At 34.3% G+C, this 23698-nt stretch carries 26 protein-coding genes; 9 read left to right on the top strand and 17 right to left on the bottom strand.

Annotation, left to right across the window (positions count from 1 at the left end; all coding sequences use genetic code 11):
• Positions 1-114 precede the first annotated feature (114 nt).
• Complete coding sequence (locus ABH961_RS05580) at positions 115-537, bottom strand: GNAT family N-acetyltransferase (RefSeq protein ID WP_048543069.1); 423 nt, start codon at positions 535-537, stop codon at positions 115-117.
• Positions 538-667: 130 nt separating this feature from the next.
• On the opposite strand from ABH961_RS05580, the gene pdxR reads away from it, so the two are divergent.
• The gene (gene pdxR, locus ABH961_RS05575) at positions 668-2068 is read left to right on the top strand and encodes a MocR-like pyridoxine biosynthesis transcription factor PdxR (RefSeq protein WP_098079495.1); all 1401 of its coding nucleotides are present in this window, start codon (positions 668-670) and stop codon (positions 2066-2068) included.
• A gap of 46 nt (positions 2069-2114) precedes the next feature.
• Here the strand turns inward: pdxR and ABH961_RS05570 are convergent, their stop codons facing one another.
• Positions 2115-2960: a YitT family protein gene (locus tag ABH961_RS05570; protein ID WP_000755133.1), complete on the bottom strand. Its 846-nt coding sequence runs from the start codon at positions 2958-2960 to the stop codon at positions 2115-2117.
• Between the two features lie 169 nt (positions 2961-3129).
• On the bottom strand, positions 3130-4338 hold the full coding sequence (locus tag ABH961_RS05565) for a macrolide family glycosyltransferase (protein ID WP_404519016.1): 1209 nt from the start codon (positions 4336-4338) through the stop codon (positions 3130-3132).
• A gap of 386 nt (positions 4339-4724) precedes the next feature.
• Between ABH961_RS05565 and ABH961_RS05560 the strand changes: the two genes are divergently transcribed.
• From ABH961_RS05560 to ABH961_RS05550, 3 genes are read left to right on the top strand one after another with little or no spacing between them, the layout of a single operon-like run.
• Entirely contained in the window at positions 4725-5603 is an 879-nt protein-coding gene (locus ABH961_RS05560; protein ID WP_098077118.1) for a nitrate reductase, read from the top strand.
• Positions 5604-5626: 23 nt separating this feature from the next.
• Positions 5627-6514, top strand: coding sequence for a GNAT family N-acetyltransferase (locus tag ABH961_RS05555; protein ID WP_098048532.1), 888 nt, complete (start codon positions 5627-5629; stop codon positions 6512-6514).
• Positions 6507-7220: a class I SAM-dependent methyltransferase gene (locus ABH961_RS05550; protein WP_048543080.1), complete on the top strand. Its 714-nt coding sequence runs from the start codon at positions 6507-6509 to the stop codon at positions 7218-7220. The genes ABH961_RS05555 and ABH961_RS05550 overlap by 8 nt, the downstream gene beginning before the upstream one ends.
• A 20-nt stretch (positions 7221-7240) precedes the next feature.
• On the opposite strand, the gene alr is transcribed toward ABH961_RS05550, so the two are convergent.
• Positions 7241-8416, bottom strand: a complete 1176-nt coding sequence (alr, locus tag ABH961_RS05545; RefSeq protein ID WP_033662679.1) for an alanine racemase — start codon at positions 8414-8416, stop codon at positions 7241-7243.
• A 171-nt stretch (positions 8417-8587) separates the two neighbouring features.
• Here alr and ABH961_RS05540 point away from each other — a divergent pair, with 171 nt between their 5' ends.
• Positions 8588-9049, top strand: a complete 462-nt coding sequence (locus ABH961_RS05540; protein WP_048543083.1) for a DinB family protein — start codon at positions 8588-8590, stop codon at positions 9047-9049.
• 7 nt (positions 9050-9056) lie between these two features.
• On the opposite strand, the gene ABH961_RS05535 is transcribed toward ABH961_RS05540, so the two are convergent.
• From ABH961_RS05535 to ABH961_RS05520, 4 genes are all read right to left on the bottom strand, one after another.
• Complete coding sequence (locus ABH961_RS05535; protein ID WP_098069221.1) at positions 9057-9833, bottom strand: Cof-type HAD-IIB family hydrolase; 777 nt, start codon at positions 9831-9833, stop codon at positions 9057-9059.
• Positions 9834-9839: 6 nt separating this feature from the next.
• Positions 9840-10430, bottom strand: a complete 591-nt coding sequence (locus tag ABH961_RS05530; protein WP_098048535.1) for a histidine phosphatase family protein — start codon at positions 10428-10430, stop codon at positions 9840-9842.
• A gap of 264 nt (positions 10431-10694) precedes the next feature.
• Positions 10695-11666, bottom strand: coding sequence for an SPFH domain-containing protein (locus tag ABH961_RS05525; protein WP_046959225.1), 972 nt, complete (start codon positions 11664-11666; stop codon positions 10695-10697).
• Between the two features lie 2 nt (positions 11667-11668).
• Positions 11669-12097, bottom strand: a complete 429-nt coding sequence (locus ABH961_RS05520; RefSeq protein ID WP_048543089.1) for an NfeD family protein — start codon at positions 12095-12097, stop codon at positions 11669-11671.
• Between the two features lie 275 nt (positions 12098-12372).
• Here ABH961_RS05520 and ABH961_RS05515 point away from each other — a divergent pair, with 275 nt between their 5' ends.
• Positions 12373-13590 carry an MFS transporter gene (locus ABH961_RS05515; RefSeq protein WP_048543091.1) on the top strand — a complete coding sequence of 406 codons (1218 nt, stop codon included), beginning with the start codon at positions 12373-12375 and terminating at the stop codon, positions 13588-13590.
• 45 nt (positions 13591-13635) lie between these two features.
• On the opposite strand, the gene ABH961_RS05510 is transcribed toward ABH961_RS05515, so the two are convergent.
• The 5 genes from ABH961_RS05510 to spoIIP form a co-directional block, all read right to left on the bottom strand.
• Positions 13636-15111 (bottom strand): amidase family protein, encoded by a 1476-nt coding sequence (locus ABH961_RS05510; protein ID WP_048543580.1) that lies wholly within the window; start codon positions 15109-15111, stop codon positions 13636-13638.
• Between the two features lie 210 nt (positions 15112-15321).
• On the bottom strand, positions 15322-15768 hold the full coding sequence (locus tag ABH961_RS05505; protein WP_048543093.1) for an NUDIX hydrolase: 447 nt from the start codon (positions 15766-15768) through the stop codon (positions 15322-15324).
• Positions 15769-15791: 23 nt separating this feature from the next.
• Positions 15792-16532: a M15 family metallopeptidase gene (locus ABH961_RS05500; protein ID WP_048543096.1), complete on the bottom strand. Its 741-nt coding sequence runs from the start codon at positions 16530-16532 to the stop codon at positions 15792-15794.
• Positions 16533-16543: 11 nt separating this feature from the next.
• Entirely contained in the window at positions 16544-17041 is a 498-nt protein-coding gene (locus ABH961_RS05495) for a GNAT family N-acetyltransferase (protein WP_048543098.1), read from the bottom strand.
• Between the two features lie 226 nt (positions 17042-17267).
• On the bottom strand, positions 17268-18422 hold the full coding sequence (spoIIP, locus tag ABH961_RS05490) for a stage II sporulation protein SpoIIP (RefSeq protein WP_048543100.1): 1155 nt from the start codon (positions 18420-18422) through the stop codon (positions 17268-17270).
• A gap of 89 nt (positions 18423-18511) precedes the next feature.
• On the opposite strand from spoIIP, the gene ABH961_RS05485 reads away from it, so the two are divergent.
• Entirely contained in the window at positions 18512-18808 is a 297-nt protein-coding gene (locus ABH961_RS05485; protein WP_048543102.1) for a hypothetical protein, read from the top strand.
• 4 nt (positions 18809-18812) lie between these two features.
• A complete protein-coding gene (locus tag ABH961_RS05480) occupies positions 18813-19118 on the top strand; it encodes a hypothetical protein (protein WP_048543104.1) in 306 nt (101 codons plus the stop codon).
• Here ABH961_RS05480 and ABH961_RS05475 read toward each other — a convergent pair.
• The 4 genes from ABH961_RS05475 to cbpA all read right to left on the bottom strand — a co-directional run bounded on the left by ABH961_RS05475 (position 19091) and on the right by cbpA (position 22460).
• Complete coding sequence (locus tag ABH961_RS05475; protein WP_000351092.1) at positions 19091-19618, bottom strand: DUF1572 domain-containing protein; 528 nt, start codon at positions 19616-19618, stop codon at positions 19091-19093. The two genes, ABH961_RS05480 and ABH961_RS05475, sit on opposite strands and share 28 nt — an antisense overlap.
• A 17-nt stretch (positions 19619-19635) precedes the next feature.
• Positions 19636-19965 carry a chaperone CsaA gene (gene csaA, locus ABH961_RS05470; protein WP_048543106.1) on the bottom strand — a complete coding sequence of 110 codons (330 nt, stop codon included), beginning with the start codon at positions 19963-19965 and terminating at the stop codon, positions 19636-19638.
• Positions 19966-20031: 66 nt separating this feature from the next.
• On the bottom strand, positions 20032-21369 hold the full coding sequence (gene brnQ4, locus ABH961_RS05465) for a branched-chain amino acid transport system II carrier protein BrnQ4 (RefSeq protein ID WP_395940533.1): 1338 nt from the start codon (positions 21367-21369) through the stop codon (positions 20032-20034).
• A gap of 443 nt (positions 21370-21812) precedes the next feature.
• On the bottom strand, positions 21813-22460 hold the full coding sequence (cbpA, locus tag ABH961_RS05460) for a cyclic di-AMP binding protein CbpA (RefSeq protein ID WP_001220512.1): 648 nt from the start codon (positions 22458-22460) through the stop codon (positions 21813-21815).
• 244 nt (positions 22461-22704) lie between these two features.
• On the opposite strand from cbpA, the gene ABH961_RS05455 reads away from it, so the two are divergent.
• Positions 22705-23574 carry a hypothetical protein gene (locus tag ABH961_RS05455; protein ID WP_048543110.1) on the top strand — a complete coding sequence of 290 codons (870 nt, stop codon included), beginning with the start codon at positions 22705-22707 and terminating at the stop codon, positions 23572-23574.
• Positions 23575-23698 lie beyond the last annotated feature (124 nt).

The following is a 23698-nucleotide window of genomic DNA, read 5'->3' as shown; positions in this document are numbered from 1 at the left end:
ATTCCCTTGTTATTTTCTAATATTCGACAAATTATATTACTGGACCTGTTGCTAGCTCAAATCCAGAAAAGAAAATAGGTTCCATATATTTTTAAACATGGAACCTACTTAATATTATAGCTCTTTATAAAAAGAATAGCTTACCTTATCATAGCCCTCTCTTTCATAAAAACGATGTGCATCCATTCTTGGAAACGCAGATGTAAGAACGATAGAGCTGCACCCTTTTTCTTCCCCCCATTTTTCTACATATGACAGCAGAACTTTACCATATCCTTTTGATCTGTGTGCTTCCGCAGTTACAAGATCATATACGAAAACATGTTTCTCATTATAAAAATTCGTACAAATCGCTACACCAGCTAGACTAACTGCTTCATCCTCTTCATTACGTAGCGAAAATAGTTTATAATTCTCTTCTTTCATTTTTTGAAACAAAGAACTTGCTTCTTCCCTTGAAAGTTTCGTTCGTAACTGCTGTAATACGGGAAATACATCATGTAAATCCGCTTCTGTTACTACTTCTCTAATATTCATTTTGATTCTCCCCTTACTATTTATAAAATTTTCTAAATGTTATATCATTATTATAGAAAGCCACTGCCCTTAGCTTAAGTGACAGTTTTATTCTTTTTTATAAGGCCAGTATGAAAAGGAGCGTCCACGAATGGATCTGACTATCCCATTAGTATTACAAAGTAAAACACCCCTTTACTTACAAATTTATGAATATATGAAACGAGAAATCTCTCATGGGTCACTATGTGCCGGTACACGCCTTCCTTCTCACAGAAATTTAGCTATGCAACTTAATGTGAGCCGTATTACAGTGGAATCCGCTTATCAACAATTACTAGCTGAAGGGTATGTAGAAAGCAAACCGAAACGTGGGATTTTTGTTGCAGAAGTTGATATTGATGTCATTCAAAAGAAACAGCAAATTGCGTCAAACAGTGCTAACAATAAAAAAGACGAACAATATGATTATGATTGTAGTCAAGGACTTATTGATCAAAAAGCTTTTCCAATAACAAACTGGAAAAGAGCAATATACGAAACTTTATTTCAGTATGAAAATGAATTATTTGCTAAGGAAGATCCACAAGGTGAGCTCGTTCTACGAGAACATATTTCAAAGTATTTATATCATGCTCGCGGGGTACATTCTTCACCTGATCAAATTATTATTGGAGCAGGTACGCAGCCTCTTCTTTGGCTACTACTTCAACTACTTGGTTCAAAAAAGGAATTCGGAATCGAAAACCCTGGATTTCACCGTATTCCTGCTATGATTCAAAGTTCTGGTCTTACCGTTCACCCTATCCCTTTAGATGATAAAGGGATTCATATTTCCGCTTTACGTGAATCGGGTTGTAATGTAGCGTATGTCACTCCATCTCACCAATTTCCACTTGGAATCATTATGCCGTTATCTAGAAGACTCGAGTTATTAAAATGGGCGAATGATTGTAAGGGCTATATTATTGAAGATGATTACGACGGGGAATTCCGTTATATAGGAAAACCTATTCCTTCTTTACAAGGACTAGATGCAAATGAACGCGTTATTTATATGGGAACTTTCTCGAAATCTTTTTTACCTTCTTTACGAATGGGATATATTGTTTTACCACCTCATCTGTTAAGAGCCTATGAAGAGCTTGGTGGTATGTTTAAACAAACAGTTTCTACGCTGCAACAACTTACCTTTGCCACCTTTATTCAAAATGGTGATTGGGAACGTCATATTAACCGAAGTCGGACGTTATATAAAAGAAAACATATTTCTTTAATTAAATCTATTACAAACGAGATGGGAAATAACGTTCATATACTCGGTGAACAATCCGGACTTCATATTGTACTTCACGTTCATAACGGGATGAATGAACAAGAACTTATTCATGCAGCCGCAAAAGAACGTATTAAGTTATACCCTCTCTCCACATACGATTCTGTTCATAATGTAATGGATGAGTCGTATGTATTGCTCGGTTTTGGCAGTATTCCAGAGGATCGTATCGAAACCGTTGTCCAATTACTGAAAAAGGCCTGGTTCGCTAAATAAAAATAGCTCCACGCAAGTTATACTTACGTGGAGCTATTTTCATTCATTATTTTTCTGATCTCGCAGTCCTTCCCGGACGCTTAACACCAGTTGTTTCTGTTGAATAGGAAGCTTCAATGATAGCAGTTGGATCTACAGAGAGAACGAGATCTTTCATTTTCGGATAAATGAAACGGTTTGTAATACAATAAATGATTCTCTTATGTTCTCCTAAAAAACCACCTTCTCCATGTAGATACGTAACGGATAATTGCAATTCTTTCATAAGTAGATCGCCTATTTCTTTATTTTTACCAGAAATAATCATAACGCTCTTTCCTTGGTTAATACCATCTAATATGAAATCAATCATCTTCGTAACAATATAGAAAATTGCTAATGAGAACATCGCTTGTTCAATTGAAAATAAAATGGCAACAAAAATGAAAATAACCGCATTTACAGCAAGTAAAAATGTACTAATCGGCACTTTAAAATGTTTATTCATCCAAACAGCTAACATTTCTGATCCATCAATTGCTCCGCCCATTTTTACTACAATCCCTACTCCCACACCGAATAGAACTCCTCCATAAAGAACAATTAACAATTCAGAAGTTGTAATTGCTGGAAACGGTTTTAAATAAATCAATCCGAGTGTTGTAACAACATTTGCATAGGATGTACGGATAAAGAACTTCTTTCCCATTACTTTTGCAGTAAATAATAAAATCGGGATATTAATTCCTAAGAACACTCCATAAAGCGGCAATCCTGCAACTTTATTCGCCATAATAGCAATGGCTGTTACCCCGCCATCTACTAATCCATTAGGTGCTAAAATAAGTTCTAATGAACCCGCTACAATAATTGAGCCAATTGTTAATAATACGTATTCAAATACTTTCTTCATTCATTACCCCCAAAACTTATATATTTTCTTAGTATTATTTTAACGTAATTTTACTACTAATTCAAAGATATGAGTTTATATACACAAAAGTTTCACCTTTACAGTGATTTTTTATGTAATTTATTTATAGAAACACACTTACATATTACAGTAAGTGTGCTCCAAACATTTATTTAAGTTTTAAGTATGAATTCATCTTCATTTTATATATTTCATCAACTGCCCTATTATACCCACCAGCATTTCGAAGTGACTCTCCAACTTTACGACTATTTTCCTTAAACGTCACATCATCTATAACTTTTTCTACAGTCTCACGTAACAATTCAGAAGTTAATTCTTTACGATTAAGCCTTATTCCAGCCCCTACTTCGGTCACTCGTTTCGCAACTAAAGGCTGATCTCCTGTTACCGGAATTACAACTAACGGGACACCATAATATAACGCTTCACTCGAACTATTCATACCACCATGTGTCACGAATACATCAGCATACTGTAATACTTCTAATTGCGGCACATAATTATACAACTTAAAGTTATTCGGAATGTTTTCAAATTGATTTATATTTATTTTCTTACCAACAACTAATACGACTGTCGCTTCTACATCTTTAAACGCTTCAAAATATTTTTCATATAGTTCAGGTTGTTCATTAAAAACTGTTCCCATAGAAATGAAGATCAATTTTTCATCTTTTAAATCTTCCATAGAAAAGCTGTCTACTTCTTTTCGAGTAGCAATTGATGGGCCGACAAACTTATACGATCCATCGAATACATCTGAACGCGGCTGGTATTCTTTTGAAGTATATACAATAGTAATATCACCAGGATGATTCATAATATCATACATACTATTACATTTCATTCCATACTGCCTATTCCATTTTTCCATTCCCGCTAAACAAGATTGATATAATGGATTCGTTTCATCTACTTGTCTTGATTCTTGTTCATCATTAAAAGTAATGTACTGATTAAAAGCAAATGTTGTACAAGAAGAAACGCTAGGTAATTTTAAAACATTGGCTATAATACGTCCTACGGGAAAATGATTATCGTATATTAAGTAATCGTACTTTTCCCCTTTTGTTTCTTCTACAATTTGAGTCACAATACGCTCTGATGCCTCAATCATATGAGATAGCATCGTCAAAGGACTCCCACCTTCATTTACTCGTTCCATAATATTAATTTGAGAGAGGAAATTCTCAAACACTCGGAATTCTGCACCTGTTGCTTCAATCTTCTTTCTATAATCTTCAATACAATACGAAACAACTGTCTCCCCTCGCCGAATTAACTCACTTACAATAGCTAAAGTCGGATTTATATGACCTTCTCCAGGAAAATTTATTACGAGTACATTTGCCATCATATTCTCTCCTATCTAACAATATTAATAGTTAATTATATTGATTAATTTAAAACTATTATAAAGGAATCTATTCTACTTCTTCATATTTTTCACTTCATTTTATTATTGAGAAATATTTTTCATAACCTACATTATAACTCTTATAAAAGTATGCTTAACCTTTCATTTATTGAAAAATACGGGATTTACATTCAGGCATTTTTACAGATTTATCATCAGAAACATTATTTTGATAATTCATACAAAACTAGAAAAATATAATTTCCACACTGATTTCTCACTATAAATTTATTTAAGTTCTATGTTGTCCTTATCTTTATCCATTTGAAACATATTCTGTTATATAATGAATTTATAGAATTTACAGAAAAATGAGCAACTTCATGCTACAACAACTATTCACTTCACCTATTTTATCTATTCAAGCTTTACACCCAGGTTATGAAGACCATGCAAGCGATGTGTTTCTCGTCCGAACAGAAGATGCAGAAGTCATCGTTCGTTCTTCTAAAATGAATGAAGAGCCAAATAATGATTTTTGGTGGGGATGTAAAAACCTATTTGGAATTAATCCAAGGAACGTACATCATTTAAAAGCTGTACATACATTGCTGCAAGAATATACTAATCTTCCTATCCCAGCAATATTAGAAAAACATATTTTAAATGGCCGTGAATTCGTTGTAGCCGAAAAGTTAGTAGGTAACACAGTTCAATCTTTTATCGGGCAACCAGATTCTATTTTATTCAGTCTAGGAAAAGGGCTTGCAGAAATACATACATTTAAAGCCGATTACATAGGAAATGTGTCAGGTTCCTTCCAAATTACACTAGATGAATTCCAATCACACATTTTAAATGTGAGTAAAGAGCTTGTGAATATGTTTTATTCCGATAATGCAAGCATACAAAATGCATTTCCTACTTTTGAATCACAACTTTCTTCCTTACCAGCACCAAAGGAATCAACGCTCGTTTTAATTGATATGGACCCTACTCAGTTTTTATCAGATGGTACAACTATTACGGGATTAGTAGATACAGAAGCCTATGCCGTTGCTCCCCGGGAGTTTGATTTTATCGGCTTAGAATATGTGTTTACAGAAAAAGAAGCACATGCTTTTAAACAAGGTTACGAAACCATTATGCCCCTTCCTCATCTTGCAGAATGTAGACCTCCCTATCGATATTTGTACCGGTTATTATCTGTTCAGGGCAGCGTGGAGTTAAAAAAGTGGCTTAGTCATCCATCCTATTTTTAAATACGAATGAGAGGGGTTATGAAATGAATATTGAACACAAGAAATCTTTAACAGCGAACGAAATTCAGCGAATGAAAGATTTGGCTCATATTTGTGGGCAACACGATCAAATTGATTACTCATCAGATTTACATATAAACTTTTTAACTGCTCGTACTAATGAAGAGATAAATGATTTCCTATTTTATGATAATACTCAATTAATCGGTGCATTAAGTATGTATGATTTTGAAAGACCGACAAAACTGGAGTTAATAGGGTTTGTTCATCCGAACTATAGGAAACAACATATAGGCACTACTCTTTTACAAACCGCAATGAAAGAAATACGAATACGAAAGGCAGATGAAGCTCTTCTTATTATGAATGGGGATTCTGCTTCTGGGAAAGAATTTGCAAGACATATGAAGTTACCTTATTTATATAGTGAATATAGTATGGAGTTCAATGCAAAAGAAGTTCAAAAAACAACAAAGAATTCTATACAGCTTACTCTTGCATCTTCAGGGTCACTTCTTGATCTTATTGAAATTTCCAGTAAAGCTTTTGGAGATTCAGCAGAAAATACCGCTACATGGTTACAAAAAATGATGAATTCCCCTTCCTATCAAGTTTACTGTGCTCTAATCGGCGAAAAAGTGATAGGAACGATTACAGTTTCTGAGCAAGAACAATCTACTACACTATCAGGATTCGCCGTTCATCCTTCTTATCAAGGTAAAGGATACGGAAAAGATATTCTTAGTTATATGGTACATACCCTTATTACAAAAGGAATTTCAACAATTGAATTAGACGTCGAAACGAAAAATAACCACGCTTTAAAACTATATACACAATGTGGTTTTGAAATGAAAAAGAAGCATGACTATTATAATGTAATGAATCTTGAGGTGAATACATATGTGTAAAAAACTAATTTATTCTGATTATGATATTTTCGCATCCATTTATAATAAACATTGGGGGCATTATGCTGAACACTCCTATCTACTTTTGGAAAAACTCGTTCTAAAATATGCACCACCACATTCTCATATTTTAGATCTTTGCTGCGGGACTGGTCACCTTACTAAGAAATTAATTGATAATACTTTTTTAGTAACTGGTATAGATGGTTCTGCCCAAATGATTGAATACGCACGTCAAAACGCGCCAGACGCAACCTTTATCGTCGATGATGCTCGTTATTTCAATATAAATGAGCAATTTCACTATGTTATCTCTACTGGCGATAGCTTAAACCATATTTTAAAATTAGATGAATTAAAAAATGTTTTTCATAATGTTTACTCCGTATTACATAGCGAAGGTACATTCGTATTTGATATGAATATGGAGAAAGGTTTTCTTGAAAATTGGATTGCTTCATTTCATATTTCAGCGGAAGAATATGTATGTACAATTGATTCTACATATGATAACGAAAATAAAAAAGCAGAAATGAACTTTATACTATTTCAACATGACATAGATAATAATTGGAAAAGAAGTGACTTTTCTTTTGAGGAAGCTTGTTATTCCAATGAAGAAATAATTTCTTCATTGGAATCTGTAGGTTTTAAGAACATTCAATTACACGGTACAAATAGAACATTTTTCATTTGTCAAAAATAAAAAAACTGAATCATAACGATTCAGTTTTTTCTTAGTATATTTACGACAGCAGCCGTTTCATTATTTTCTTTATAAACTCGCGGAATTCTTCTGTCTAACATACATGTAACTTCATAGTTAATTGTACCTAACATATCCGCTACTTCTTCTACCGCAATTTCTTCTTCACCTTGTTTACCGTAGAATACTACTTCATCCCCAACTTGTACTGGCATTGCTTTTGAAACGTCTAACATAAGTTGATCCATACAAACACGGCCAATAACAGGTACTCGAACTCCATTTATTAATGCATGCCCTTTATTAGATAACTGACGATTATATCCATCAGCATAGCCAATCGGTACAGTTGCAATCCATTCTTCACCAGTCGTTACATACGTATTCCCATAACTTACACCGCGATTCTTCTTCGCATGTTTAATATGAGCTACTTTTGATTTTAACGACAACGCAGGCTGTAAAGAAACGACTGCATGATCTACCTCTTTTGAAGGATACATTCCATATATTCCAATACCTACACGAACCATATTTTGAAATGTATTGCTAAGCTCCATTGAACCTGCACTATTTGAACTATGAATATATGGAATATGAATTCCTAATTCTTTTGCTGCATTGACAGCTTTCTCAAATAAACTTGTTTGCATATTCGTATATGATTTATCAATTTCATCTGCCGTAGAGTAATGTGTAAACATTCCTACTACCTCTACATACTCCATACGGTTTAATTCTTCTAAAAATGGTTTAACCTCTTCTTCTTGTAAACCGATACGACTCATTCCTGTATCAATTTTCACTTGAATTTGCGCTTTCTTTTGAAGACGGTTTGCGATTTCATTTATACCTTGTAAATCTTCACTTCTATAAACAGTCATCATAACGTCATATTGAATTGCCTCTTCCGCAGCTGCTACTGATGTATAACCTAAAATTAAAATCGGCACGTTAATTCCTGCTTCTCTTAACTCTATCGCTTCATCTACAAATGCAACTGCAAGCTGATCTATTCCTACTTCAATAGCAGCTTTCGCAACTTCAACCGCCCCGTGACCATACCCATTTGCTTTTACAGCAGCCATCATTGCAATATTTTCATCATTCACACGCTTTTTAAATTCTTTTACATTATGTTTTACTGCATTTAAGTCAACTTCAATAATTGTATCTCTTCCATATTTCAAACTCATTGGTCTAACTCCTAACTCAATAATTGCATTCCATTCTATTTCACGTTTCATATGACCTTTTACAATATAATACTTTTCAATATGCTAGTCAAACTACTAGAATTTTCGGAATTTTGAGCATGATATAATACTCTTAAGAAACTATTATATACGGAGAAGAGGAGAATTACAATGTTTGTACAATCTGCATTGCATCAACTACAAGTTGCTGTTGATACTTCTATTCAAATGCTTAACCAATATAATGAAGATAGTTTAAAAATACAACCAATTCACTCGAAGCGATCTCTATTTGAAATGTGTGCACATCTTTCTCTTATTTGCCATGCGGATTTACTCATTTTAAATGGTAGTACTGAAAAACAACTACACACTTTCTATAAAGAACAAACACCCGAAACAATTACGCAAATGCAAAAAACGATGCTACAGGGCTACGATGTACTTTCTAAAACTTTTTTATCCTATTCCAATGAAGAATTAGCGGAAATTAAGACTGCTTATTGGGGTATTTCTTATTCCCGTTTTGAATGGTTGCTTGAAATTGTTGCACACTTTTATCATCATCGTGGGCAAATTCATATTTTATTGTGCGAGCACATTAAAGATCCTAACATACCTTTATTCCAATAAAGGTATGTTAGACGACATGAAACTTCTCTAAAGCAAATAAAATACCACCTTCACTCGCCTTCTTTGTAACGAAATCAGCTTTTGTTTTTAGTACTTCTCCGCCATTCCCCATCGCAATACCTAATCCTACATACTGCAACATCTCAATATCGTTTCCACCGTCACCAAAAGCAATTGCTTCTGATTTACAAATGTTAAAGTGATCCAATACTTTTTGAATTGCGGTGAGCTTCGATACTTTATTATCTTCCAATACATTTATGACATAACCATGAAAACGGTCGAATGTAAGCATTGGGTATTTTTCAATAAATTTTTGAGATTCTATTTCATCCGCATACAAACATAAACAATAGATCTCTTCAGACAAATCCTTGCTTTTTTCAGGGTACTCCCCTAAATTTAACGTCTCGCTAAGCGCTTGCATTACACGCTCATTATCTGAGGCTATTCCGTTCATTGTAAAACCCTCAGTAAAATAAGAAACGCCGTGACCATGTAATTCTGCAAACTCTGAGATATCATGAACGATTTCACTTGAAAGTACCGATTTATGTAGAACTGTTTCCCCACATTTAATATGTGCACCATTTGCAGAAATAATTGTATGTATGCCCAGCTCTTTAAATTGCGAACATAAACTATATGGTCTCCCTGTTGTAACAACTACGTGAATTCCTTTATCTATTAATCTTTGTATCGCTTCTTTTGTACTTTCGTGCATACCTCTATCAATCTCACTTAAAAGCGTACCGTCAACATCAAAAAACACTACTTTGTACACGGTTCTTTACATCCCGTCCAAATGATTCGTATCATTTATGAAATGCACCGTTTTTTGTTCGCCATCAATTTCAATTAAGCTTATTCCCGTATCTCCCATTTTAAAATAATAGTCCATTGAAATGGGCATTTTGAAAAACGCACGTAATAGACTATTTATTACACCACCGTGTGCAACGATTGCTATCCGTTCATAAGTATTCTCTGTCACGATTTTAGAAAAGATTCCTTCTATTCTCATTCTAAATTCAATAAATGATTCCCCATTTTCAAAACGGTCATGAAGAAACTTTGGCTCTGGATATTTCTTTGCTTCTTCAAAAGATAAGCCTGCTTGCACTCCATTATTAAACTCCATTAATTCCTCTTCTAGTTGAATTGGGCATCCAATTCCTTCAGCTAACGTTTCACCAGTTTCACGAGCACGCTTTAATGTACTTGCCCAAATGAAATCTGGTGGAAAATCTGCTTTCACTTTCTGTACAAGCCTTTGCACTTGCCGTCTTCCTTTTTCTGTTAATTCAAAGTCAGCTCGTCCTTCATGTACGTTTAAGATATCAGCTTCTGATTCTCCGTGGCGTATTAATAATATTTGCACTTGTTTCCCACTCCTTTGTTTAATATCCACAAAATTCCATTATATCATATTTTAAATTTTATTTAACAAAAATATATTACTTTGACAGTTTTTTAACCGTCTAGTAAACGTGTTATTCCACTTAACAATTCCAAACACTCTAAACTTATAATTCTTTGAAAAGTGACAAACAAAAAAGCCCTATCCATAATGGCAAAGGACTAATATTTTTTATCCTACTCAAAAATAAAAAGAGAAATGGAATCCCATTTCTCTTTTTCACTCTTATTGTTCTTTTGGTGTATCTGAAGAAGGCAATTTCTTCGCTTGTTTTTCTTTAAAGATTTCTCCAATTGCCCCAAGAGTACCAAGTGTTTCAATTGCATTAGACGGAATAAAGACTTTATTTGCTGGCCCTTTTGCAACCTCAATCAATGATTCAAATGATTTATAAGCAAGTACGCGTTCATCTAAATCTGCTGCACGAAGTAATTCAATTCGATTTTGTTCTGCTTTTGCAATTTCCTCAATCGCTCTTGCTTCCCCTTGCGCTTCTAGTTCTTTTGCTTCCTTTATACCTTCAGCTTCTCGAATACGTGCTTCTTTATCACCTTCAGCCATTAAGATTTTACTTTGCTTTTCACCTTCAGCACGAAGAACTTTATCTTGTTTTGCAGCTTCAGCTTCTAAAATGATCGCACGTTTATTACGTTCTGCTTTCATTTGTTTTTCCATCGATGCTTGCACATCTTTTGGCGGATTAATATCAACAACTTCAACACGCTCAATGCGAACGCCCCATTTTTCTGTTGCTTCATCAAGTGCTAAGCGAATTTCTGTTGAAATTTTTTCACGACCAGATAACGTTTCATCCAGTTCCATTTTACCGATAATTTGGCGCATCGTTGCAGAAGTAATGTTACGAACACCATATTCATAGTTCGAAATACCATATGTCGCAAGTTCTGGTTCCACAATTTGATAGAAAATGATTGTATCAATTTCTACTTGTACATTATCTTTCGTAATTACTTTCTGCGGTGGTACATTTGTTTGTTGAATACGTAAGTCATGATATACACGAACGCGGTCTACAATTGGTATTAATAAATTTAACCCTGGCTCCATAATACGCTGAAACTTACCAAATCTTTCAACGACTCCAACTTTTTGCTGTGGAATAATTTTAATTGTTAATGCGATAAATGTAACAACAATTAGTGCTAAAATAATCGTTAATGTTAATGCTACTGCCATATTTATTCACTCTCCTTTTTAACTTGTAATATAGTACTATGCCTCTTTATAACAATAACTTTTTCTCCAACATCAATTGGATCATCTGCAATAGCTGTCCAAGTATCTCCATCCACCTTCACAATACCATTCGCTTCATTTGTAATCGCTTGCATAACAATGCCTTTTTTACCGACAAGCAAATCTACTGTATCAGTAAAACCTTTTGCTTCTCGAAAGTTTTTTGAAATTCTTTTCGTAAAGAAAGTCAATGTTAAACTTACAATCGCACCAGCAACAACTTGTAACAGTAGTGCTTCAGGGGCAAACAAAGCAATTAGACCTCCGACAACAGCTCCAATTCCAAGCCAAAGCATATAAAACGTAATCGACAACAGTTCCGCAATAAATAAAATACCAGCTATTATAAACCAAATTACCCAAGCAGCCATATGCAACCCTCGCTTTCTTTCTCATCTTCTATATGTATATGAAGAAAAGAATGGTTTATCCGCCCTTTCTTATACCGGGGCATTTACTACAAGCTATTGTACATATTCACTGTTATAAAAAGCATTAATAAAATACTATATTAATATATTCTTCATTATACATGACATTTCCTTTCAAAAAATGACAAAAAATTAAATTCTTTCACAAATCCAACTTTCAAATTATAATTATTCTAACTATTGGAATGTTTTTCCTCAGGAAGGTTGTGTACTTATTGCAAAATCGTTCACTAATTTACTATTTAGGCTCTAAAATATGCATTACTCTTGCTGACATCGTATACATCATGATTATTACAACTCATATGTATACCACAACGAAATCAGCTACATTAACCGCGCTTTTTCCATTAGTACAAGTCATAACTAATCTTATAGCAAATACATCTGCACCACTTATCATGAATCGTTTTTCATCTTATTCCTTACTTTTCACACTACAATGGACAAAAACTGTTCTATTATTTTTATTAATGATATTATTCCCAGCCCTTTCCTCAAACGTTGTAACACTATTCATTTTCATTTTTTTCATTTCTTTATGTAGCGGCTGGAGCGCACCGTTATTATACGGTATCCTTCCTCGCCTTACACGAAAAGAACAATTAGTAAAAGTAAATAGTATTTTTTCCTTTTCCACACAAATTGCGCAAGCCGCTGCTTATTCATTTACAAGTGTTATAGTTCTTCTTATCGGTGCTACTTCTACACTCATGATGAATAACATTTTGATGATTTTTGGGTGTGTTGCACTACACGTTTCATTACGTTCCATACATACTGAACGAGTAATTGAACCTTCTTCTTCAAAAGGCGCTGCTTTACTAGAAGGTTGGAAACTCTTATTTCAGAACCCTTCTCTCCGTACCGTTACATGTATGGACTTAATTGAGACTTTCGCAGGGACGATATGGATCGGTGCTATTACGATGGCTTATGTAACAACTGTCCTTCATAAAGGAGAAGAATGGTGGGGATATATTAACACAAGTTATTATGTGGGGACGTTAATTGGCGGGATATTAGCTTGGAAAATGAGTACATACATTCAAAACAATTTAATACGCTCCATGGCGATAGGCTCTCTTATGTTTAGTATTCTTACATTTTTATATGGTATGACAAGTAGCGGGTTTATTGCGCTTTTTCTATGTGTTCTAATGGGGCCATGTTATCAAATTAGAGATATTTCTCAAACGACGGTTTTACAATCCAGCGTCGCTCCTTCTTTATTATCCAAAATGTATACAGCACACGGCGCACTTCTTTCAACAGCTTCTGGTCTTTCTATGCTTAGTGTTGGCATTATTACCGATTTGTTTGGTGTTCGTACTATTTATATTCTCGCTTCAATCCTTATATTGTGCTCTGCTTGTTTATCATTTAACTTATTAAAATATGATAAGACAAAGCAAAAAAACATTTCACTTTAATGAACAAAATAAATAGGACAGGATTTCCTGCCCTATTTATTTTATTTATGATAAGTTAGGGATTTTCCGATGCTTTGTCGCTTGTTCAAAAGCGTATGCGAGTTTAATCAAAGTCCCCTCAGAAAAAGCACTGCTTGCAAACGTGATTCCAAATGGTCTCCCGTTATCCATATATCCCGCAGGTATCGCTATAGACGGATAACCTGCTTTCGCACATATAGTCGAGCCGATATAGGAAGGGAATAGAATCGCATCGAGATTATATTTTTTCAGTGCAAAATCAATACCTTGTTCTTGCGAAAAATATATATCTTCTAATCTTGCATTTAAATATTCTGGATTTCTTAACGTATTAGGAAAATCTTTTCTTCTTTCTAACTTAGTTTGTCCATATTTTAAAGCTCTTTCAGCTATGTTTTCATTAAACGCCATTAACTCTGAAATAGAATGTACTGGCATAGTAGAAGGTAATTTAGAAAGATAGTTATCTAAGCTATGCTTCAATTCATAAAGCGGAACTCCCCAGCTCCATTCTCTATGAAAAGAAGGGATATCAATATTTTCTACTACTGTTGCTCCCTCACTACGCAATACTTCAATCGTTTCCTTAAACAATTTCTCATCATATTCACCAGTTTCATAATAATCTTTTGGTGCATTGCTAAATACACCAATCTTCGCTCCATGTAAGCCATTAACATCAAGATATTTTGTATAATCATGTTCTGCTATACCTTCACTTTTATGAGTAGCTACATCCTTCTCGTCTACCCCAGTTAAACTCCCTAGCAAAATAGTAGCGTCTGTAACCGTTCTAGCAAATGGACCAGCTGTATCTTGCGAATACGTGAACGGAATAATGCCTCTACGACTAATTAGACCAACAGTCGGTTTAATACCGACTACAGAATTTTGAACAGCTGGGCTTAAAATAGAAGCATCCGTTTCCGTTCCAACAGATACTACTGTAAAGTTAGCAGCAACTGCAATCGCAGACCCCGTACTAGAGCCACCAACAAACATATCAGCCTCGCCCGTCCCATATGGATTGATTGTTTGTCCACCTCTTGCACTATATCCAGCCCACATGTCAAAAGACATTGCATTTGCTAATTCTGTCATATTTGTTTTTCCTATTATTACTGCTCCTGCTTCTCGAAGTTTCGTAACGAGAAATGCATCTTCACTACTTATATTTTGTTCCAGGGCAATCGTACCTGCACTTGTATGCATAGAGTCATTCGTTTCAATATTGTCCTTAAGTAAAACAGGTATACCATGTAATGGTCCCCGTCCACCTTTTGTCTTTCTTTCATAATCTAACGCTTCTGCAATAAAAATAGCGTCTGGATTGATTTCTAAAATAGAATTGATTTTTGGTCCTTCTTGATCATATTTCGCGATTCTATGAAGATAATACATAACTAATTCTTTTGAAGTTAATTGCCCAGCTTCCATCGCTACTTGTATATCATGAATTGTTAATTCTTTTTGTAATCGAGCATTGAACTGAATCTCCATCTTCATCTTCATCTTCATCTTCATCTTCATTCTCCTTCTTTAAAAGCTTTCATTGATAACGTGTATCTATTACTTTTTCATTTTCTCCGCTCCTCGCATATATAACTACAATCCCTTTCAAAGAATTCAACTTACCAATGTAAAAACCTTTTATTTCCTGAAAAATAAAAAAAGTCTGAAACGATTAAATTTCCGCTTCAGACTCTTTTATTACTTTACATATACCTCATCTAACAAATGTAAAAACTCACCTTGTTTCCCAGCTAATGCAGGGCATTTTGCAATATCCATCCATTCGTAGCAAAATACTAATCCTTGATCTTCCTCACCGGCACTTACAATATGTTCCCAATCATCTTTTACATCCGTTAGTAAAGTTACGTGGAAAAAATGCCGCTTTTGATATTCCTTTTTCTCTTTCACAAGTATGATGTAATCGGCTAGGAATCTTTCTATGCATAAATGACGTAATCCAGACTCTTCCTGTACTTCACGTAAAATTGCTGCTTCTAACGTTTCCCCTTCGTCAACTGTTCCCCCTGGTACTTGTATACCAGCTTCAGGTATATCACGATGTTTAAAAACAAGCAGTTGCATAACTCCTTCTTTTTCTCTTGTCACATATGCGTGTACTTTTTTCTTATATAACACCGTCATAATCCTTCTCTCCCCTCAATTGTTCACTGCGTTACTTCTTCAAGCGTCAGTTGATTTTCATATAAATATGTAGCTTGTGGGTTACCCACATACCTTACGTGCCATGGTTCATATCGATAGCCCGTAAGCGATTCTTTCTCTTTTGTATATCGAATGACAAACCCAAATTTATGAGCATTTTCAGAAAGCCACTGCCCTTCTTTCGTTTCACCAAAAACTGTCTCTAACTGAAACTTAGCAGCTTGAGATGTAATATCCATAGCAAGCCCTGTTTGATGTTCACTCGTACCAGGAACCGCACTTGACATCGCTGTTTTTACTTCTCCATCTTGCTTTTTATACATCGTATTTAATGCTTTTTGTCGATCAAAAGATCTAAATCCCGATACTGCAAATAAGAAAATATGCTCCTTATCAGCTTGCTGAAACATTTCCTCTAGCGCCCCAGCTGCTTCTTTCCTCATTTTTTTCTTTTCTTGATCACCTTCACTTGAGTAGCGCACTTTCGGAATAACTAAATCTGGCGGTCTGTATCCATCTGGTAAACGTCTACTTTTATTCACAAGCACAAGCATCGAATTCGGATTACTAATTACCGCAATATCACCATCCATATTGGCAATCGTTTCTTTCGCTTTCGGAAATATGTTATTCACATTTACCTCGCGCGCCTGCTTATCCTTATACATTTTATAATTGATTCCTGCTACTCCAACAATGAGTATCATCGCTACGATACCAAGTAGTATCCATCTTTTTTTCATATAACGACCTCTTATTTTAATAATTTGGCCATTTCATACTCATCGATGTTCTCTCCACCGATAATAAGAGCTGCTCTTTTGACACCTTCTTTCTCAAATCCAACTTTTTTATATAGTGCCTGAGCTCTTGTATTGTGGGCCATTACCGTTAATTCTAAACGCCATACATCATGTAATCTTGCCCACTTCTCAGCCTCTTTAAACAATCTCGTCCCAATACCTCGCCCACTATACTCTTGCAAAATACCAATTACAATACTTGCTACATGTCTCTTTCTTTGAATATTATTTCCATTCACTAAAATAAACCCTACTATACTTTCTTCTTCAACTGCTACGAATATTGTTGCATATTCATTTTCTATAAAGCGATGAATCATTTGTTCTTGTTGCTCGGCTGTAAATTTTCTTTCTCCTGGTTCATATAGCATAAATTTCGTTTCTTCATCTAGTTGCTTACTTAATTGTAAAAATGGTGCTGCATCTTCTATTTTGATCTCCCTAATCACTTTTATCACCCTACCAGTTTTATAATAAAAAGTTTTCCTTGTAAAAAGATTTTCTCTAATTTTCCGAAAATCCCTTTGTAAATCTCCCAGTATAATTTGACAAATTTCGATATTATCATAACAACGGCAAATTATGTCTATTCTGTGACACCTCATCATTACAAAGAAAAAACGCAAGCTTTACACTCACGTTTTTTCAGACTCTCCCACTAATTTATGTTTCATTTTATCCATTCACCTTTTCCGCCTGCCAGAAATATTCACCAAACGCTTTAGCAAGTACATCAATTGATCGATTTAGTTCTTCCTCCGTATTATCTACGCCACCAACTTCAATTAATATCGCTTGTCCTGATAAGTCTTGATTGTAGACACCATTTCCTGTTTGGAATCCTTTTTGAATGACACCACGACTCACTCCTGGATATTTCTTATTAATTTCCTCATGAAGAGCTGTTGCTAATTGTAAGTTCTTTTCATAATTTTTATTGCCTTTCCCTATTACGAAAGCAAGCTTTGCATATGATTTATCTCCAATTGCTTTTGTCGTGACATTTTTCCGAGCACTATCACGATGCAAGTCAAAGAAGTACTGCAGTTCTTTATTACCTGTCATTGCTTCTTGTACAATTTCCCGTGACACTTTGTAAGAACTATTACTATTTAACCCTTTACTAATCAACTTTTGGCCGACATCAGTCTTGTCGTTAGTAGCTCCTATCCCTTCACTTTCTAATTGTTCACGAAATCGATCGCCCACTATTGAAATATTAGTGACGGAACTTGTTGCTTTATTCGGATTTGGATCGTTTGCTAAATTTAGTAACGGCAAATAAGATTCCCAACTATGCGAATGATAAATAAGCGCAACTTGTCTTTTTCCTGTTGTTTGAGCCGGTTGCTTTTTCTCTTTGTTCGTATTCGGCTTTTGAGCCTGTCCACCTTCACCAGTTCGTTCTTTTACCACTTCTTCAAGCGGAACACTCGACTCTATCGGTAAGTTAGAGTAATTTGTCCCTTCACCCGCAATAACAATTTCTGTATCGTACTTTCCAAAACCAGGTAGCTCTTTTCCGACAAAACTGCGTACATCATTAAAACGAATATTCGTAGCCATAGAAAAGAGAAACGAAGAAATTGAAAAATCTTGATTTAAATTTCGATACTCCTGTGTAAAATAATGATTCTCTTTCCCAAGAACGTACATGTAACCATTCATCGATAACTCATTTAACCAATTATATAAATACGTTGACTTTGTCTCTTTCATAGAGGTTACCATCATACTAATAAGAAAAAAAGTCGCTAGTACTGTAGTAATAATAAATAAAACTAACTTACGTACACTTGTGAACTTCACATAAAAAAAGCCTCGATTCATACTATCACCCTCTCTATTTCAAGTTATGTACAAGCTCTAGAGAATAGACCGTCTAAATTCCGGCTATATTGTTAATGAGGTGAAATGAATTGAAGCTACTAATAGGAACATTACCCATTGTACTATCATTTATTTTTTATTGGCTTGCTAAGCATCCTACAATCCGTGTTGCTTTACATATTTCAGCGTACTTAGCACTTTATGTACTCGGTACAATTATTTCTATTAATATATATGATGTTTTAATACAAGATTTAGTTTTCATGACAAGCATTCATGGAATTTTACTAAATCCATTTTTTCTTATATCAGGAGCATATATAGGGATATATACCTTGCACTTAATCTTGTCTTACGTTATTACGAAAATAAAAAATGGAGCGTAATAAAATGCAACCACCATTCATCTGTCATACATGCAAAAAAAGAATTGTGCGAAAGAAAGATCTTATTATTGCCACATCGTACTTCCGCTTTTATTTATTTCACAGTGATTGCTTTAAACGACAGCAAGTGTTCATCTCACGATTTATCCCTGTAAATACGCTTTTTAATTTCTTTCTTATTATATACGGACTTATTTTTGGCAGCATGCTTATGATTACAGAACCATCTATTATTTGGGTGATTTTCTTATTTCCCATTTTATATCGGTTTCTTTCCTATTATTATGTTGAACGTTTTTTCTCTACATAACGTGCAGACTGTCCTCTAGGAATACTTAGACATTCCCACTCATTTTCTTTTAACATCTTCCCAATGTAAATAATCTGTCCAATATGCAAAGCATAATGAGAAATTTGTCTTTCAATTGCTTGCATGACAGTATGTGCTTCACCACGAATATATACCGTCTGTAATAAATCTTCTGGCGTTAGCACATGCATCGTTTTCAAAACATATTCCCATCCTTCATTCCATGCTGCGAGAACCTCTTCCTTAGAATGATAACCATCTTCAAATTCAGCGTCTCGGTTACGATCTATTTTTTCACCATCAGATGTTAAAAAATCCGTCCATCTAGAACGCATATTACCTTGCAGATGCTTTATAATAACCGCTATACTATTTGTTGCTTCATGAGAAGACCATTCAATCTGTTCATATGATAATTGAGAAAGCACCCGTTCCCCTTGTTTCTTTGTTGCTTCAAAATTCGAAATGGCACATTGTAAATATTCTCGTCCAATATCCATGTTCCCCCGCCTTTACACTAACTAATTTTCGTTCCATTTGGTAATTCCATATTGGGCTGAAGTAATACGACATCATCGGCTTCAGGTACTCCCCCTAAAACAAGCACTTCTGATTTAAATCCAGCTACACGTTTTGGCGGAAAATTTACAACAGCAACGATTTGCTGACCGATTAAATCTTCTGGGGTATATCTCTTCGTAATTTGAGCACTTGACTGCTTAATTCCAAGCTCTCCAAAATCAATTTCTAGTTTAATCGCTGGAACTCTTGCTTCTTTAAATTCCTCTGCATGTGTTACAGTTCCAATTCGTAAATCCAAAGCTAAAAAATCTTCAAAATTAGCCATTTTATCATTCCTCCCATTTATTACTTAGACAAAACAATAAAATCCCCTTTTAAAAAAGAAAGGCGCCTAAGCACCTTTCTTTTGTAGTTCACTTGATTCATTTGATTTATAGAAGAAGAAACCAAGAATCCCGCCAATACATGATGGGATTAACCATCCTATTCCTTCATTATATAATGGTAACATTTGTAGTACGTTAGAAATCGCGTCAATTTTAATGTTCGCACTTTCTAAACCGTTAAAGAAACTAATTAACAATGCGCCTAAAATAGCTCCAATATAAATGGTATTACGCTTCCCAATCCATTTATGGAAGTAAGAAAGTACGATTAATACGATTGCAACTGGATAAATGATCATTAACACTGGTAAAGTAACTGTGATTAATTGTGTTAAACCTAGGTTAGATACAATTAAACTAAACACACATACCATCGTTACAATCGCTTTATGCGAAAGTTTAGGGAATAAGTTTGTAAAAAAGCCAGCACAAGCTGATGTTAATCCAACAGAAGTTGTTAAACAAGCAAGTATAATAACAAGTCCTAATAAAATTTTACCACTTGTTCCATATAACTCATTTACAACATTCGTTAAAATAAGTCCACCATTCTCTGATACACCAAGTGATGTACTTGTTGAACCAAGATAAGCAAGTGATAAATAAATTAACGTTAAACCAAGTACTGCAATAATACCTGATACTACTGTTATTTTTGCAACTTGACTACTTTCTTTTATTCCTTTAGAACGGATAACTTGTACAACGACAATTCCAAATACAAGCGCACTAATTGCATCCATCGTTAAATATCCTTGTATAAATCCACCAAAGAAAGCATTTTCTTTGTATGCTGCTAGCGGCGCAACTGGTTCTCCAATTGGATCAATAATTGCCTTTCCAACAATAACAGCAACAATCAATACTAACAATGGGGTAAGAAATTTTCCGAACCAATCCACTAATTTAGATGGATTTAATGATAAATACCAAGTTATTCCGAAGAAAACTATCGTGAAAAGAAATAGCATGTACCATTCGGAAACCAATGCCTCTGATAAAAATGGCTTCATACCCATTTCAAATGAAACGGCTCCAGTACGCGGAATCGCGAAAAATGGTCCAATTGCTAAATAACTAATCAATGGGAAAATAAACGCGAATATTGGGTGAACTCTAGAAGATAGCGCTTTCAAGTCCCCCTCTACAAACGCGACAGCTGTTACAGCTAATAGGGGTAATCCGACTCCCGTCACAAGGAATCCAATTGTAGCAATCCAAACATTCTCTCCAGCTTGTTGCCCTAAAACTGGTGGGAAAATTAAATTTCCTGCTCCTAAAAATAGTGCAAATAACATTAAACCGATTGCTACCGTATCACCTGGCCTTAAACGTCCCTTCATACTTTTCATTTGCATAGCACTTTTTCATTGTTTATCTCTATTTTCACAATATGCTATGCATCCTCCTCTCTGCTCAAGCTGATAAAATATGCCCCTTACAAAGCAGTGTCTTTCTCCATAATTTCTCCATTCCCCTTATTTTTACTCTAATTATTAATTTTTGATTTTTGATTTTTTTGAATATTTAACTCATTAGAGTGGTATTGCGTGGAGTATAGTTGTCAGACCTCTTTGTTTTTATCACACATATAGTAACATATTTAGTTGAAAAATAAAAACATATTTTCAAATTGATTTTTTTGAAAATCAAAATTATCTACATTTTTTATTCTTTTACACAAATATTGTTACAATCTCGACTTTTATCCTATCATTATTTTTAAATAACTTTATTCAAGTAACATAACAAAAACCATCCAACATAATTAGATGGCTTTTGCATGTTACTCTATCGTTTCAACTTCGCGTGGATTTTTCATCTCTTCCACATACACAACTCTAAATCCGTGATCTTCTAAATCTTTCAGTAACGTCTCTAATTCACCGTCGTTAAACTCTTCTCCTAATGTAAACATAATTCTCCGAACTAATAAGGCGTCATTATCAAAAGTCATTAAACTTTGGATACCTGTATATTTCTTTAATACTGTCGATAATTTTTGAATGGCCCCATTATAATCTTGTGTCCCAATCATGACAGAATATTTACTAGAATGAACGCCCCAAGCATCTTCTAATAACTCGAAAACCTTTTTATGCGTTAAAATTCCAAGAAAGACTCCATTTTCATCAACTACTGATAAATAAGGTAATTTTTTTATTGTAAAAAATACTTTAAAGAACGAAGAATCTTCTCTAACATAACCTTCTTTATCGTTTAATAATTGTACTACACTCTCTTCAAGCGAACCTTTATATTCTAAAATATCTACTTTGTATACATTCCCTAAATATTTCTCTTTTTTTTCATCTAAAACGGGTACACAACGATACCCAGTTTTATTTAAATGCTCCAGTGCTTCTCCTATCGTAATTGAACTTGAGCAAAATAAAACTTCCCTTTTCGGCACATAATTCCCTTTAATCCTCATAAACAGCCTCCTTATGTTAAAATACTTTCTGTGCCATAACTATATTATATTTTCAGAAAAAAATAAATAATTTATTTTACTTTTCTGAAAATTATTCATTTTCTTGTCATAATTTATTCACGTTTCATTCACTTATATCCCCTACAATACTAAATTTCTTTAAGAAAAATATATTGTAACTTACGCCGAAAAAAGCTAAAATAAGAATAAGAATTTTCTGAATATTCTAAGAGTAGGTGATTACATGTCTTTATTGCGCTCACATATATGTAAATTTATCGTTGGTGTTCTCATTATATTTATCATTAGTCCTATTCCTGCATTATTCATTACACATAAATACTCATACATAACTGGCTTTATAAGCATTTTTCATAACTTCGCACAACTTTCTTCTATGACAATTCCAAAGATTGATTGGATGCACGAATCTATCTTTTTCTCAGCAAATCAAATGGTTAACACTTCTAATCATTCAACACCGTTATTCCCTTACATATGGGAAATATATTTTTTATCGATTGTTCGTTTTACCTTTACTCTTGCAATCGGATTCTTTATCAGCTTAGGGATCGGCCATTTATTTTTTAAAGCACCTCAATCGGTTAAGAAGTTCACTTCTTTATTAAAATGGATACCGTACTCTTTTTGTACTGTATTATTACAATGCTCAGTCTTATTACTACTCCTATACATCGCAAAATTGATAAAGCTTCCTTACTACTCATCTTTTATCATCGTTTGTAGTACTTCTATGATTATCGTTATGCAAGCAATAAAAAAGTGGGTTCCTTTCTTAAGTAACACCAATGAATATGAAATAAAACAATCTTCTTTCCTTGTAGATACATTGTTTTTAGCGCTTACTTCGAATCACAAATCTATTCTAGGTTCCATTATTCTTTCATTCGTTATTATGGAATGCGTTTTTCATGCAAGCGGACTATTGCAATTTGTCGTTCAATTCGGTGGAAATGCACCTGTTATTGTTACAATTAGCTTATTACTTTTGTATATCCCGTATTGCATACTCTCTTTCCTTCAAACACTATGGACGACAAATCACGTTACACAACAATCATACGCTTTAACGAGAAGTATTCCAAAACCTTAATTTGAAATAACCCTCTATAATCTGAAAGTAGGGGGTTATTCCTTTTGTATAGCGGACAAAATAACAGCAAATTCAAAAACTATTGCAGAAACATACCAATATTTACCCTTTTTCTTTGACTATT

Source organism: Bacillus sp. RC251, from assembly GCF_044908765.1.
Classification (GTDB): domain Bacteria; phylum Bacillota; class Bacilli; order Bacillales; family Bacillaceae_G; genus Bacillus_A; species Bacillus_A wiedmannii.
This window is presented reverse-complemented; position numbering and strand designations above follow the sequence as displayed.